We start from the raw sequence: 16398 nt of genomic DNA, 5'->3' as shown, positions 1-16398 counted from the left end.
AAATAAAAAACCAGTAGCAAAAGCTACTGGTTTATTGTTTAGTTTTGATAAATCCTTATCGGAATAGCGCGACCGATTTTGATTTGATCAAATGGTCGCCTGCGCTATTCCACTGGAACAATTCGTAAGTTATCAATCACTACTTCGCCACCGCTTTCTGTGCGTAATTGTAAGAAAGAAGTTGAAGTTGCCACGAAACCAGGAACCGTTAGCTCGCCAGTAGTCATATCAACTATCGCAGCAGTGAAGAATTTCGAGTCACCGCCGTGCATTGATTTACTGCTACTACTGGTATTGTTGTCAACGTAGATAAAGAAGTTATTATCGCCATCAGGGTCACTGACACTCACTACATCCATCACTATTTGATAGTTTTGGCTTAGGTCCAATGCGCCATTAGCACTGGTATCTGTAGACGCTGTTTCAATATCAGGCTGGGTTTGGCCAATAGTGAATCGACCGCTGTTGATCCTAAGTGCACCCTCGGTTAATTCAACTGTTCCACCTGTTCTAACGTACATGGGTTGGGTGTCATCAGTTGGTAAGCCTTTAAAGTCAGCAGAAAAGAAATCTGCCTCTGTATTATTAAAGTCTTCCTCTAGAATCGCCGCAGGACCCACATACTCGATACGCAGGTTATCGATTTCAACTGTACCACCACTTTCAGTTCGTAACTGGATAAATGAAGATTCAGTGGCAACTAAGCCCGCAATCTCGATTGAACCTGGGGTCAATGAAGTAATCGGCTCTGAATAAAACTTAGAGCTTGAACCATGCATTGAGTTACTGCTACCAGAGGTATTGTTATCAACGTAAATGATAAAGTTATTGTCGCCATCAGGGTCACTGACACTCACTATATCCATGAGTATTTTGTATTCACGACTTAAATCAAACACGCCGTTGCTACTTATATCCCCACTAGCTGTTGTAACATCAGGGGTTGTCTCACCTATGGTGAAGCGAGCACTTGATAGGGTAATGGCACCATCGTTAATACTGATGCCACTACCGCCACCTGTGATGGTGTTAAGAGGAAGTGTGTTATCTCCTGGCAAACTCTTATACTCAGCAGAGAAGAACTCATCGCTATCCGCTGCAGAAAAGTCTTCACTGTATGGCAAGCTAACATCAGTACCTTGAGAGCCGCCATCGATGGGTGGAATATCCAAATTACTTTGGTCTATTTTCCCTACGCCAGAGAAATTAATCACATTGGCTTTCACTACATCAGCATCTTCTAACTGATAGCTATAAGGTACTTCATAGTTAGATGTAGGTGTTGCATCTGGTCCAGCAGAAACATCGTTCCCACTTGGGGTCGTCCAGGTTACGCCAGTGCCAAACACATTACCTCGGGTATTCCAATAACCAATGACATCTGAATAAAATGACACAATAGGGTTTTGGGTGTTTTCGAACACATTATTTTCTATCAACAACTCAGCGCCTATACGAGAGTTAATCCCGGTAGAGGTAATGTTGTTGTAATAATTGTTGTAAAGGTGCCCATTACCGTAACGGAATAGCGGTAATCTAGATTCTATGTTTTCAAAACGGTTGTGGTGGAAGGTGATTAGCCGGTCAGTATTGCTGCTGTTCGAATCATCTTCGGTATGACCGTGTAGTGAGGCTTTCCAATGATCATGCAAGTAGTTGTACGAAATAGTGATATTTTTCGCACCGCTCTTACTATCCACTAAACCATCGTAATAATCCTTATCTACTGCCAAAGTACTGTACAACTCATTATGGTCTATCCAGATATTGCTAGTAGTAGAACCATCATTATCACCCTCAATAGAAATAGCATCTTTGCCGCTAGTGAGCACATGATGAATTTTAAGGTTTTGAATTATGATGTTATTCGCACGTCTGATAGAAATACCTATACCATCGAATTCACCTCTATCGGCGACACCAATAATAGACACATTGTCCATGTCTTTAATATCGATGGAGCGATTTAGGCCACCGCTATTTGCATCAGTAATTCGACCATCTACGTAAACAGTGATAGGCATATTAGCGTCAGATGCTTCTTCTAAGGCAGCGATTAAATCAAGCCCATTGTCTACAGTCACAACCATTCCACCAGCACCGCCAGTAAGGTCAAAGTTATAACCTGCAAACCCTTTGTCATCTAAGATGCTACCAAGAACTGGTTCGTTGCTAATCGTAGGATCCCATCCTTCGCCATTGTTATAGCCAGCGAAGATGTCATTACGTTGGGTTAAGCCAGTAATTTCAGTGTCATCCAGAATATAGCCGCCTACACGCTCTGAAAGGTCGAGTGGGTTTCCTGCTAAGTCAGTACTTCCATACTCTCTCCAACCACTTAATGCAGTAGGTACAGCTGGATTTGGTGCTGGCTGGTTATTCACCCCTAGCACTGCCCATCCACTAGTAGCTATATGGCTGCCAAATTTATTATTAATAAGTGTTACATTATCAAAATAATTGGCATTACCACCGCTTCTTGCAATGTAAGTTGAATTATCAAGTACACCATTGCCGAGAGGTCCAGGTCCGTTAGTGAATTCACTGTTAAGGAAAATAAAACCAGGGTCACTCTCATTCGGTACTCGAGCTTGTAAAACATACCCGCCTGCAGTATCCGTATTTGGATCGCCATTTTTAGAATCACCAATGGTTCTGATTTCGCTTTCTTCAAATAGTGCGACATTTGGATAACCCCAGATAAAGTCGACATTACCCGCGATTAGTGACTGATAAACCCATACGTAACCTTTAACAAGCAAGGTGTCTTGTTCACTAAATAGCGCTACATCTTTAAGCACCAATCGATCGGCACTATTGAAGTACATGGTTTCAGCTTGATTCGAGTACTGATTATCACGTATGTGCGTATTTCGAATGGTTAGACTTTCAATGGTTAATAGGTCAGCACCTTCAATCAAAAATACGCTTCTACCACCAGCAGGTGTGCCAGTGCCAGGTGCTTCGCTCGACCCTGAGCCACCGTTTTTACTTTCATAGTTAGTAAACTCAATAACAGTATTGGCTTGGCTTTCACCTTCAATGGTAAGCTTATTCTTATTGCGTAAGTATAGAGGCTCTTTATATAGACCATCTTTCACCATGATTTTTGCTGGTGTATCTTTGGCAACCGTTTCCATCATATAGTTCAGGGCGCCTTGAAGAGTTCTAAAATCAGCATTACCGTCATCATCAACAGTGACAATATCACCGCTAGGAGGACTAGACTTAGTGGTAAATGTCCAGTTACTGTTTTCGCCTAAGCCTTCAAACGGAATATTGTTTAATGTGGCATCTGCTAATACACCTTCGCCAATAACTACATAATAAGTAGCGCCGTACTCTAAAATACTATTGTGGGGCTTGATAACTAAGTCATTACCGTCTACCCAGATAGATTCAAGGTTAAGGCGACGAACTCTGTCTTGTCCTTGATAGCCTAAAGCATCAATTTCAGAACCTACACGAATGATATCAACAAGACTATCATCGGTTGCGTTGTAAATTCGTACTTCACCCAAATCACCAAGGGTTGGTGCTGAATCAAAACTTAAACGTATAGAAGTATCTACATATTGACTACTTGAACCTGCAGCAGGACTGAGTTTTGAGTTAATATCTCCATAGGTAATAACAGGCATTACAAAACCTTCGGCAACCTCCACTTCAATGGTACGCATTATAGATGTGTCTGAACCTGACACTACTGTTATGGTTGCAGTGCCTGCAGCCATTGGTGTAAGGGTTATTACATTACCTTGTACGTCTAATGCAACCACAGTTGAATCACTAGAATTGGCGCTAAACGTATCTGCGGTAGTACCGTCGTTCTGTACCGCTGTCACATTAATGACTAGAGGATCACCTGTAGTAGAGGTCTCCCAAGTCGGTGACTTATAATCAAGGGTAAGCTGAACAGGTTTAACACTTGGATCGCCGATTTTAAGGTCATCAAGTTCAAATGAACGGTTGTTAGTAAAGATCCCTGCTAAGCCTTTTGCTGAGAATGTGGATTCTGTTGTAGTTCCCATTTTCTCACCATCGACATAGATAGTTAACTCACTACCAATCATCTCGAATCTTGTGGTATACCAAACACCATCAGTACCGTCTTTTTCGCCCAATAAAATTGGGGTTTGCGCTTGTACAGGACGAGAAATTGAACCGCCCATACTGATAGCTACTTCAGCGCGAGTACTGCTTGAAGAGTTTTGTACATTTAATCCGCCAGCGTACCAATTGCCTTCGCTATCGTAGCGTCCCATTAAATACAAGTGTTTATTCGCTGTGGTGCTGTTTTGACGAGGACGAATTCTCGCCTCTACAAAATAATCACCGCTATCAGGCACATTTGCCATTGCACTTTCAGTGAGTAATAGAATTTCGCCACCACGACCGTCAGCTGTGTAACGAAGCACTGAATTTCCATCGTCATTTAGGAAATCAAAACTGCCAAGCGGACCATCTGTGTTAGTCAAATTCGAAAGTAACTGATAGTTGCTAGTATCTTCAGCAGAGAAATCGTCACAGTAATAAAGATCAGGTTCGTCTTCACACTTAAAGCCTGAGCTCACATATTCAATGCGTAAGTTATTAATAACCACAGTACCACCGCTTTCGGTGCGTAATTGAATAAAGCTATGCTCAGTAGCAATTAATCCAGGTACGGTTAGTGTTGTTCCTGGCGTTAAAGTGTTAATTAACTCACTATAAAATTTCGACGCTGAACCACTAGGCGAGGAGGCGCTGCTACTAGTATCGTTGTCTACGTAAATTTGGAAATTATTGTCACCGTCAGGATCGCTTACTGAAACAATATCCATCACCACGTTATAAGGACGGCTTAAATCAAACACACCTGTGCTACTGGTATCCTCTCCAGTGGTTGTTGTGTTTGGATCGGCGTCGCCAATGGTGAATCGACCACTGGATATTTGAAGTCCATCCGCTACCACAGTTACGGATCCACCTGTACGGTTGAGAAGCGGAATAGTCGCGCCGCTAGCGTCTTCTAACGAAGCAAAATCAGTTGAAAATATATCGCTTGTGACACCAATAAAATCTGCACTGAAAGGTAATGCGACTTGAGGCCCCCAACTTGGTTCAGTGGGCTCTGTTGGTTCCGTCGGCTCTGTCGGCTCAGTAGGTTCTACTGCATCCGCAACAGTTTCAATGACCAAGTTGTCAATTGTAATGTCACCACTGCTATCAGTTCTCAATTGGAAAAATGAATTGGTCACATTGGCATCTAATATACGGGCGTCTGGGTCATTTGCTGGCAAACCTGTAACATCAGTTCCTGGCACATAGGTGTAGGTAAATCTTTGACCTGTAGGTAAGTTTTCTTCAGAAATAGACTGTCCGAAGAATTTAGATGCAGCCCCATGTACAGAATTACCTTGTGAAGATGTGTTGTTATCAACATACAAATTCAAGGTACCTGAACTTGTATGAGATATAACATCAAAGCTAATAGTGAAACCTTCACTAATATTAAATATCCCAGTTCCTACCGTATCATTGGCAGAGGTTTGGGCGGCGGGATTACTGGCTGCGTTACCAATGGTAAAGCGAGCTCCAGCTAAGGTCAGTTGGCCTAATGTTGGATCAAGGGCAGGGCTTCCGCCAGTTTTAAAATACATAGGATTAGAATTAACATCATCACTAAGGCGTTTATAAGACGAAGTGAAAAATGTCGCCGTATCAGTATCAAAGGCTTCTGATAAAGCTGGCTCTATTGTGTTTGCTCTTTCAGTTAATTGCTCAAGTTCGGTATTAGCTTGCTCTTCCTCTGTGACTAACAAATTTTCTTTTGGGTCTTCATCAGTGTCACATTGTTGAACTGCGGTCGCTAAACCTTGTTGTGCATCTTCAACACATAAACTATAAACGCCATTGGTAGTATTAAACGACCGCACAATAATATATTGGCTTTGGTTTTCGGAACTTAGCAGGATAGCGCGTCTACCAAAGACAAACTCATAGCTACCTGAAACTTGGGTGTCATCAACTAGTTGCGTGTATGTTCCACTTAAACCTGATGTATCAGCGGGAGTAAAAGTGAACACATCAAGTTCAGCGTTACTTCCTTCAAGATGCGGGAAATACAGGGTCCCGTTAATTAACTCGGTATCAAAAGTATTGGCAAATAAAGTACCATACTCGGTGGCTAAATAATTTACGAAGTGCTCTATAGACGAATCAAAGGGCGCTAACGTACTCATTGCGCCACCTGCTGCCGCTAACCAAGGTTCAACATCGGCTGCAAAGTCGTCGGTTGGCCGGTCAAAAAATTGGGTAATCGTTTGGCCATCTTCTAAGAGCATAGAAGCAGCCGATGCTGCATTTGGACTAATTTCTATGCCATTACTTGGGTCACCATCCATATCAAGAGCTTGAAGTAAACGAATAGTATTCACTACAGGCTGCTTGAATGGTGTGTCAGCATTAAACATATCTAATGGTGATAGAACTCTAGAACCTGGTACATCCGGAAATTCAAATTCGCCAATATGGAAGGTGATTTGCTCCCCTCTAAAATAAGAAAATTCTCCGTTCGCATTAGTTGTGCCATTTGGCGTGCTATCGGTACGATATCCAAGTCCAGCGACAGGGCTGTCGACAAACTGACCGGTAATCGCCGGTGGAGGCGCTTCTTTCACGTTTGTAGTGCTCTCACCACCACAAGCGCTTAACAATACAGTCGCCATAGTCGTTGTTAATAATGTTAATTTATGATTCATCACCACCCTCCTTAGGATGCAATTAATCTATATTTTTTTGAAACTAACTAGTTGTAGTTGTTTATTTTTATCTAATATGTGTTTCGAATTCGGTTAGTAGAATTTGTAATCCATACCAAGTTGGAAAGTCCTACCATAGGTTTCTTTTTGGTAAAGAATATTGCCGCCACTTAACTCATTACCCTCGAAGTATCGTAAATCGCTCTCGTCGGTAATATTGATGGCATCAATGTACACATTCAGTTGTTTGGTAATCTTGGCTCTAAACTTAAAATCTAGGGTGTTTATGGCGTCTTGGTAGCGATCAGCCCAAATTTTACAATCTCGGACAGCACTTATTGGAGTGCCTTCTGGACATGCGCCAACTTCCTCTAATATTTCTGAACGGTAGTTACCAATAACGCGGGCGGAATAGGTTTCATTTTCCCAGCCAATTGAAAGGTTGGCAGTAAGGTCTGCTTGATCAGGAAGTGGAACTTTGTCACCTCGCACCGTTCTATCAAGTTGCGCTTTACTGTCAAGTAAGGTTAGGTTGCTTTGAATAAAAAAGCCATTTTCAAAATATTGGTTGTAGCTTAATTCCATTCCCAACACTTTAGCGTCTTCGCCATTCAACGTGATATTAATGTCATTCAAAAACAAGTCTTGTGGAATAACGAACTCAGTGATTTGAGACACGGGTAATGATAAAGGCAAATCCTGAATAGAGCGCGGTATGCCGCTGACATCTACGATAAAGTTATCAATGTCTTTGTAGAAAATGGCAGCTTCTAAAAATAAGTCGTCGTCAGCATACCAACCAATAGAGGCATCGTAGTTAACAGATGTCATAGCTATTAAATTAGGATTACCCACATCCAATGTATTGTTGGGTCCTAAGGTATAGTCTTGTAATTGTCGAATATTGGCGCTACCTTGTGAATCGTCACAGTCATCACTACCCGGGGGACATAATTCAATATCACTGTCAAACTTGGCGAAACCACGGGCTTGCTTAAATGAGGGACGGGTAAAACTGGTCCAAATTGCACCTCGAACTAGCACGTCTTCATGTGGCTCATATTTCAAATGGACGCTTGGATAAAATTCACTATATTCAATGGATGCTTCGGAAAGTGGAACAGCAATATCCAAGCTACCTTGATCGACTCCGTTAAACTCAAAATCATCGTTTTCAAGGGATAAAAATCCAGTAGAGGAAAACTCTGTTTCAGCATATCTCACGCCTGTAATTACAGTCATGTCGTCACCAAATTGAAACTGCGCCATAATGTAAGCCGCTTTGGTATCTTCATTCAACGTGTAATCTTCTTTAGTGCTGTCAATTGAGACTTCATTTCTGGTTGAGCCTTCACGCGTGATTGATGCGTTATCTACCATGAATTCAATTTGATCACGATTCACAAAAGGATAGAAAAAATTACTATTTTCAGGGATAGCGCTGGCATAATCAGAATGAACAGAGTTAACCACATCGATACAGGTCTGAGAGCCACCGCAATCAGCTACATCAGGTTCAAAACTCGAACGATTTTTATCTCTAAAATGGGTACGCTCAGAAAATGCTGCTCCAACTTTTATGTAGTTGAGAAAAGAAGAGTCATAAAAGTGTCTGGTGATATTCAGGTTTCCGTTTTTAATTTTGTCTTCTCGAACACCGTCTTCTAAAAATAGATTGTCAAATTGCCAATTACTCAAATTGCTAGCATCACCCGAACCTGAAGTGCCGAAAATGCTATCGTTAGGATCATATGCAAAACCACCTAAGGCGGCCGCTTCTTCTGGAGAAATCGCATAACCAATTATGTTATCTTTAAGGCCTTGACCAAACACTATGTTGTCGCGTTCTCGAAACTGAACTCTACGATCATTTAGGGATTCATCTCTGCTTTTTGATTGGGCGTATTCATAATCAATCACCCAACTTTCAGCAATGGTGTTTTCACCGCCGATACTAAAATTCCTTGTTGTGGTATCTCCACCTTGAATAAAATACTGATGAAAAATATCAATATCGGTTAAAACAAATTCCTTAGTCTCTGAGTTGACATAGGCAATTTCGCCATTACCCACACTACCAGCATCCTGAAAATCATAAAATTCACGCAGGGCAATATCTTCATCTGTATATTTGGTTAGGTTACCTTTTACATAATAATATGCGTTGTCATTTGGTCTGTATTCAAGATTAAGAGAGGCTGCACGGCGCTGTCTGTTGGCAATTTCACGCCGATATTCAAGCTGAGATGGGGCGAGAATTTCTGGTCCATCACTCGCACTTATATCAGCTTGATAAAATTTCATTTCATTTGAGCTATGATGACGTATTTCATCCACTTGCGTTTTTCTATTTTCAGTGGACAAGGCAAACCCAATACCAAAGGTTCTATCTGAGAATAGAGAAGTCCCATCGATACTTAATTTAGGAGAATGCTCTTCTCTAAAGTCACTGTAAGCATCTTGAATGCGAACTTTTAAGGTGTCTCTGCCGCGATCGAATGCTGAAATCGCTTTCACATTTACAGTGCCACCAATGGAGTTTAGATCCTGATCTGCCGTTAACGTTTTTAATACTTCAATTGAACCCAAAATGTCAGCAGGGATAGCATCTAAACCGACTTTCCGGTCTTCACCGACGCCAGACATTTCTGAGCCATTGATATTGACAGATACAAACCCAGGACCTAGACCTCTAACCGATACAAATTTGCCTTCACCTTCGCTACGCTGAAGGGTCACACCCGGTAATCTTCGTAACGCTTCTGCAACATTCGGATCGACAAAATTACCTAAATCATCTGCTGCAATTATAGAGCTATATCCATCTTTACCTCTTTCAAGGTCTCGCGCTTTTAAATCTACGCCTCTTACCCCTTCAACAAGAATAACTTCAACTTCTTCATCCTGTTGCTGTTCATTTTCCGCAGTTTCTTCTGTTTGTTCTTTCTTTAGTTGCTCAGATACTTCTGAGTCAGTATTTTGCTGAAGAGCGTATGCAGATCCTGACATGCCCATAACCGCCACTAGGGTAGAGGTCAGTGTCATTACTTCCTTATTAAAATACTTCATTAGGAATTATCTCCCACCATTAAGGTTTTTAATTAATAATATGTTATTTGCCACCGGTGGCAATTGGGGTGCATATGTATCGCGAGCTTAAGTATCATTCTGATTTGCTAAGACTTGAAAAGTGTTGCTACCGGTGGCATGATTATATTATTGATATGTTAATAGCGTCAACAAAAAATTAACATGCAAAATTAAGTAAAGTGATTTTTACTTATCGTAAATACTATTTTTTAGGTTAAATCGCTTGTAAATAAAGTCTGTAGCTAGCGATAATCATCATAGGCAAACACAAGTACTTTGCGTTTTAGCATTGGCATTAAAAGGTTTTAAAATGGCATCACAAGGTAAACTCGTTGTATTGGTGTTTCTGTTATTTTTTAGCACTATTTTGTTTGCGGGTGGTGCGTCTCAGCGTATAGCCTTTGATGGTGCCAAGGGATACGGACGCTACACCCTTGGGGGATATGGTGGAAAAGTTTATGTCGTAACCTCATTAGAAGATAACCAAAAAGCCAAACCAGGGACTTTACGACACGCGATTAAAGCCAAGGGCCCCCGGGTAATTGTTTTTGATGTCTCCGGCATAATAAATCTGTACAAGCCATTAGAAATTAAAAATGACTTTATAACCATTGCGGGACAAACTTCGCCGAAAGGGATTGTCATCACAGGCGCAGAAACTCAGATAAAAGCAAGCCAAGTCATTATTCGCTACATGAGATTTAGAACTGGTATCAAAGGCGCTCAAGATGACGCACTAAATGCTAAAAACCAGTCAGATATTATTATCGACCATTGCTCGTTAAGTTGGGCTAGCGACGAAGTAGGTTCTTTTTACAACAATCGTAATTTCACTTTACAACACAGTATCATTAGCGAAAGTCTAAATAGTGCAAATCATGTTAAAGGCGAGCATGGTTATGGCGGCATATGGGGAGGAAATAATGCCAGCTTTTTATCTAATGTTCTCGCTCATCACAGTAGTCGAAACCCTCGTATTAATGGATATCGTTTAGGCGCTAAGTACCCTCAAAGCGAAGAGTTTGTCGAAATTTACAATAATGTCATATACAACTGGAAAGACAATTCCACATATGGAAATGAAAATGGTCGCGCGAACATAGTCAATAACTATTATAAGTTGGGTCCTGCGGAAGGCCCAGTCCGCTTTTTTCAGCTAGACAAAGAAAACAACGGTGTTGCATTTGTGCAGGGTAATTTTATGTATCAACACCCAAACCTGACGAATGAGAATAGACGCGGAGTAGAAGTAAAAAACCATAAAAAACTTTCCACGAATATAATAGATGCACGTATAGCCAACTTTTTAAGTAAAGTACCAATTTCGCCCTCTAGCCAGGTGAAGTCTGACGTGGTTGGCAAACTAGCAGTTTCAGCTTTGAATAGCTTTAATCAACTTGTAGCTCAGCAAGAAGTTGGCGCAAATCGCAATCGGCACGGTAAATTCTCTGATTCAGTAGATGTTAGAATTCTTAACGACGTCAAAAGCGGAACAGCAAAAGAAGGCAATGGAATAATTAACAGCGAACTTCAATCTATTGTTAGTTGGCAAGAATACGCTAACGAGTTTGATGTAGAAGAATACAAGCCTATTCCCTTAGACATTATTAACGATGCCGATGTGTTAAATGATTGGCTAGATGAATTAGGGCGTTTTACCCCCAAGTGAGACTAAATTTATGCTAAATATCGACCTAATAGTCTATTGCACTTAAATTACACCACTATCGAGTGGCTCGTCAGTCGTATACAGTGGGTTGGAATATCTTACGAGATCCTTTTGTAAAAACTACACGGTTTCAAACCAACATATAATCACTTCCAGTAAATCTTTAATAAAAACAAATCGATAATTAAATCTGACCATTGGCGCTCTTCTTGCTGAGAAAGATCTAGAGACGAAAAAAATAGCGACAGAATTTGGAGAGCTAGATGAAGATTTTTGAAGCACTACGACAGGATCATGATAAACAGCGCGCTTTAATGAAAGCCCTAATTGAAACACAAGGTAATTCTGCTATGCGGGCAGACTTCTACGAACAGTTGAAGCATGAATTAAATGCACATGCAATCGCGGAGGAGCGTCATTTCTACAAACCCTTAATTGACCAAGACAGAACCATTGAATTATCAAGACATGGCATTGCTGAGCATCACGAAATAGATGAAATTGTTGAGCAGTTAGATGAAATAGAGTTGAACAGTCCAGCTTGGCTCAACACCATGAAGAAACTGCAACATAAAGTCTTGCATCATTTGGAAGAGGAAGAGCAAGAGTTTTTTCAGCAAGCAGGAAAAGTATTAAGCAATAAAGAGAAGGAAAACTTAGCAGATCAATACGTTGAAGAAATGGAAATGAATTTAGAAAAGCAATAGACCTTATTTCTTATCATAGAGGACGCCAAAATGAGTAACGCACTACACAAGCAATTATTTGAATTGATGAACGAAGAAGCCACTGTAATGGTAAGTTTGAACCGAAATGCTGACCACAGCGAGCCAATGCGAGCTTGCATTAGAGAAGGCAATTATAAGCAAATATGGTTTTTTATAAGTCGTGAAAATCGGATTGCTACAGGTGGTAAAACTACCGCTCAATATGTTAGTTGTAAGGAGAATGTTTTTGCTAGCATTGTGGGTCACTTGGAACATGAGAAAGACCAAGAGATTATCAAAGAACTTTACTCCCCGGTAATAGGCGCATTTTTTGAAAACGGTATTTTAGATGAGGAACTTCGTGTTGTGCGCTTAGACATTAGTTCCCTTGAGATATGGAAACAAGACATGTCGATGTCCACCAAAATCAAAATGCTAGCCGGTATCACAATAGATCCTGAGGAAATGGGTGAGCATAAAGTTATTGCGGTATAGTAAAAGGTAGAAACTGCCGATGAATGCGAAAATTCAGTCAAATCAGGAATATATAATATCATCAGATTTTTGTACTGGGTGCATCGTACGCCGGTCTCGAGGAAAAGGGTTTTCTTACCACTATCAAGATGGCAGTTTGATCACTTGCTCAGAGTTAAAGCAACGCATCAAAAAGCTCACCATCCCGCCAGCCTGGCAAAATGTCTCGATTTGCCATAATAAGGATTTCAAAATTCAAGCGAGGGGAATAGACGCCAAAAACCGTAGACAATATATCTACCATCCCAATTGGCTATTAGAGAGACAAAAAGAAAAATTCTCAAAACTGGCTAAATTTGCCGGTCGATTACCAAAGTTAAGGCGCTTTTGTGTGGAGCAGATGGGCAAAGACGATTTTTCGAAAGACTCTGTGATAGCAGTAGCAATTATGATTCTAAATGAAACTGGTATCAGAATAGGGAACGAAAAATACAGTAAAATGTACCGCACCCATGGATTAACAACTTTGAATACTGGGCACATCCAGCATGATGAAGACTCCCTTCAACTAAGTTTTACTGGGAAGCACAATAAACCCCAAACATTTGAAATTTATAATCAAAATTTAGAAGAACAAATTGATGACCTTTTGGAAATTCCCGGTCAACGATTTTTCCGCTATGAGCAAGAGGGCCAATGGCATAAACTCACCCATGACGATATCAACACTTGTATAAAACGTATTATCGGCGATGAATTTTCCAGTAAATTCTTTAGAACCTGGGCTGCCAGCCGTTTGGCGGTATTTTTTGCACAACAGGCCGCTGAAATAAGCAAGACGCAAGGAAATCGCGAGTTTATCCCAGCATTAGTGTCTTTAGTGGCAAACGAGCTAAACAATACGCCCAGCGTTTGTCGAAAATACTATATTCATCCGAGTGTTCTGCAAAAATTAAATGACATTTTTGAATCAGGAAAAACATTTAAACGCTTTTATAAAAAGGGCTTGGGTTGGGAGAGTTTATCAGCGTGCGAGCGTTATACTCGCAAACTGATGAAAGATTAGTATGCAGCGGCTACCATGGCATCCGCCAAGCGTCGAAAGCCTGCACGGGAAGCGGCTTTCGAATAATCATTAAACGACAAGGTTGAGTCAGCAATTTCTGCTAAGCACTTTTGATGAATGGTTTTCATTACCTCCTGAGGATAAATTATCAATTATGTTTTCTACTACTGTCATTTAGATCCTCTACTTTGCTTTTTATCGAATTGCCCCCAGTAACCGCAATCCGCATAGCGGTTTCCACGTCAATGTTGAGTGGTTTGGTTTGATTGGGGGAAATATAGATGGTGTAGCCGCCAATTTGATAACTCAAAGGTATGTACACAGCGACTTTTTCACCTTCAGGAAACATTAGATTTGTGGCTTGCTCACCGGTTATAAAGCCCACCACAAACACGTCTTTTGCTAATTCGACTAATACCGCCCGTTTTTGATTTTCTTGTTTGCTTACTTTAAATAATTCAACAGCATCGCTTATCGCACCGTATAAGGTTTTGATAAGTGGTAGCTTTTCTATGTAGGTTTTGATTTTATTAATCAAGCTTTCAATTAAATAAGCGTTTACCAAAATGCCAATGATTGACAGCACCAATAATGAAACTAGGATGCCGAGACCTGGAAAGTAAAGAGGACTATCTAGGTAAGGTTTCGCAAAATTTTCAATGGACAAGCCTAGCCAAACGATTAAATACAAGGTTAAAAACACAGGTAAAATCGTCAGAAGCCCTTTAAAGACCCTATATAAAAAAGCGTTCATATTACTTACTTCCTTTATGTACGCATTATTGACATATAACGCGTAGTGAATATTGATTCTTCACTTTAACAAGGCTCATATATCTTCGGCTACTACAATATTCACTGCTTTGGCGTTGATCCTTATGTCGACTTTCTGAGATTCTCTAAGCTCTCCATCAATAGAATATTTAATCTTTTGGTCGGAATCAGTCTGCAGTAGGACATGGGTTGCATACCAATGCTCACAAGCATCTTCAATGTCAGATTCAAAGTCTAAATCAAGGGCCTTTCCACCCATAGATGCTACAGATTTTATAGGCGTTTCATTATGCAGTAATAAGGTAACGTCCATTTTATTGTCGAAAGGATCCGGTTTGCCATTACCTTGGGCTAGCACAGTGGTGGAAGGGGCTGCATTGGCAATAACTAAACTTGAAAATTCCTCATGAGACACTTCATTATCATCTATGATTATTTTCATTTTTATCGGTGAATTTTCTTCAATCGCTTCTTTCATCCCGTGCAGGTAGGCCAATTCACCGTGAGAGTCTTTTTCCTCACGATTGGCTTTTTCAATCATTTGTTGCTCGAAACCTAAGCCTATTGCAAGAATACTGAGCTCATCATTACAATGCATAACGTCCATGGCTTTTTTATTCCCATTAATTAAAGCATCACAGGCGATATTAATGCCGTCAAACTTGGTTGAAAAACCCAGTAGCACATGGGCCAGCGCATTAGTGGTACCGCAGGGAATGATGCCTAGAGTCGTGTTAGTATTTTCAAGTGCTTGAGCAACTTGATTCACAGTACCATCACCGCCACAAGCCACCACAATATCGGCTTTTTCTTTAATCCTTTTCTCAACTAGGGCAGTTACATCAGTGTCGGCTTCAGTCTCTTCAATATGCAACATAAAGTGAGGCGAAAGCGATGCAAGTATGTGTTCTTTGTTTTCCACCCATTTACCACCTCCGGCTTTAGGATTGGCGATCAAGGTCATGTGCTTTTTCAATTTCAATTGATCGTCTTGCAGCATGCGATTAAGTTTTTTATCTTGAAACTTGTTTAAACGAGCGGTTTCTCGAATTGAACTAATAATCGACAGTGCTTCATCAACACTGGATGCATGACTTTTCGCTAGCAAATAAGCCGCCACTATTAACACTGAACGCCCTCTACCTAAAGCGCAATGAACAACCACCTTGTTACCGCTAGAAATTTGATTGTCGATCCAATACAACGCATGCTGAATGTCTGATTTATGCGGTGCTTTATGGTCTAGAATAGGCAAGTTGTAATAATGCATGCCTTCCCACGCTGAAGAACTGCCGAGTCCATCAAATTCAGAGGTGGCATCGAATATCGCGCTAATGTCTTTTTCTTTCAATGCTTCTACGTCGGAAGGAAAAAGACGACAAGCGAGAAAAAGGTCTGAGGTAATTTCTTGCAGGATGGGGACGGAATCGGTTTTTCTAGACCATGCATTATAAATTTGTGCGGATAAAAAAAATGGCATCATTAACCATTTTATGTACCAAGGAATTCTCCCATCAATGTTTTTTCTAAACACTTTAGGTATGTCAAAAATATAGGCAATGGTAACGATCCCGAAAGACGCACTGATCCAGAAAAGAATTGCCTTAAAATAGATACTTTCAACAAAGATCCCAACTGAAAAAAACAGTATTGACACTAACGCATAATATTTAACAATAAACATAATGTCCCTTCATAATGGTTCTTTTTATGGCGCAGCAGCTTCTGCCAATAATTATTACTCTAAGCTGGTAAAAGCAAACTTGAGACCATTCCAAAATGTATTTAAAATCAAAGGTTTGAAATAGAAGGTAGGATGTTTCTGAAAATATTGGGAAATTTATTCATGCATCTAAGCAAATTCTTCCCATAAAA

At 40.5% G+C, this 16398-nt stretch carries 9 protein-coding genes; 4 read left to right on the top strand and 5 right to left on the bottom strand.

Translation table 11 applies throughout. The features are described 5' to 3' along the window. Positions 1-104 precede the first annotated feature (104 nt). Positions 105-6743: a pectinesterase family protein gene (locus ACNKW3_RS06695; RefSeq protein ID WP_427398507.1), complete on the bottom strand. Its 6639-nt coding sequence runs from the start codon at positions 6741-6743 to the stop codon at positions 105-107. Positions 6744-6836: 93 nt separating this feature from the next. Continuing rightward, entirely contained in the window at positions 6837-9812 is a 2976-nt protein-coding gene (locus ACNKW3_RS06690; protein WP_427398506.1) for a TonB-dependent receptor, read from the bottom strand. A 331-nt stretch (positions 9813-10143) separates the two neighbouring features. Between ACNKW3_RS06690 and ACNKW3_RS06685 the strand changes: the two genes are divergently transcribed. The 4 genes from ACNKW3_RS06685 to ACNKW3_RS06670 all read left to right on the top strand — a co-directional run bounded on the left by ACNKW3_RS06685 (position 10144) and on the right by ACNKW3_RS06670 (position 13749). Beyond that, positions 10144-11502 carry a pectate lyase family protein gene (locus tag ACNKW3_RS06685; protein WP_427398505.1) on the top strand — a complete coding sequence of 453 codons (1359 nt, stop codon included), beginning with the start codon at positions 10144-10146 and terminating at the stop codon, positions 11500-11502. Between the two features lie 263 nt (positions 11503-11765). After that, positions 11766-12209 carry a hemerythrin domain-containing protein gene (locus ACNKW3_RS06680; protein WP_427398504.1) on the top strand — a complete coding sequence of 148 codons (444 nt, stop codon included), beginning with the start codon at positions 11766-11768 and terminating at the stop codon, positions 12207-12209. Between the two features lie 30 nt (positions 12210-12239). Continuing rightward, on the top strand, positions 12240-12704 hold the full coding sequence (locus ACNKW3_RS06675) for a pyridoxamine 5'-phosphate oxidase family protein (RefSeq protein ID WP_427398503.1): 465 nt from the start codon (positions 12240-12242) through the stop codon (positions 12702-12704). A 19-nt stretch (positions 12705-12723) separates the two neighbouring features. Continuing rightward, positions 12724-13749: a DNA topoisomerase IB gene (locus ACNKW3_RS06670; protein ID WP_427398502.1), complete on the top strand. Its 1026-nt coding sequence runs from the start codon at positions 12724-12726 to the stop codon at positions 13747-13749. Here ACNKW3_RS06670 and ACNKW3_RS06665 read toward each other — a convergent pair. The 3 genes from ACNKW3_RS06665 to ACNKW3_RS06655 form a co-directional block, all read right to left on the bottom strand. Beyond that, positions 13746-13877 carry a hypothetical protein gene (locus ACNKW3_RS06665; RefSeq protein WP_427398501.1) on the bottom strand — a complete coding sequence of 44 codons (132 nt, stop codon included), beginning with the start codon at positions 13875-13877 and terminating at the stop codon, positions 13746-13748. The two genes, ACNKW3_RS06670 and ACNKW3_RS06665, sit on opposite strands and share 4 nt — an antisense overlap. A 20-nt stretch (positions 13878-13897) precedes the next feature. Then, positions 13898-14503: a DUF502 domain-containing protein gene (locus ACNKW3_RS06660; protein ID WP_427398500.1), complete on the bottom strand. Its 606-nt coding sequence runs from the start codon at positions 14501-14503 to the stop codon at positions 13898-13900. A gap of 75 nt (positions 14504-14578) precedes the next feature. Continuing rightward, on the bottom strand, positions 14579-16207 hold the full coding sequence (locus tag ACNKW3_RS06655) for a diacylglycerol kinase family protein (RefSeq protein WP_427398499.1): 1629 nt from the start codon (positions 16205-16207) through the stop codon (positions 14579-14581). Positions 16208-16398 lie beyond the last annotated feature (191 nt).

The sequence above is a fragment of the Glaciecola sp. 1036 genome, assembly GCF_050306235.1.
Taxonomy (GTDB): Bacteria; Pseudomonadota; Gammaproteobacteria; order Enterobacterales; family Alteromonadaceae; genus Glaciecola.
Note: the sequence above shows the minus strand (reverse complement) of the source record. Positions and strands in the feature narration are given on the sequence as shown.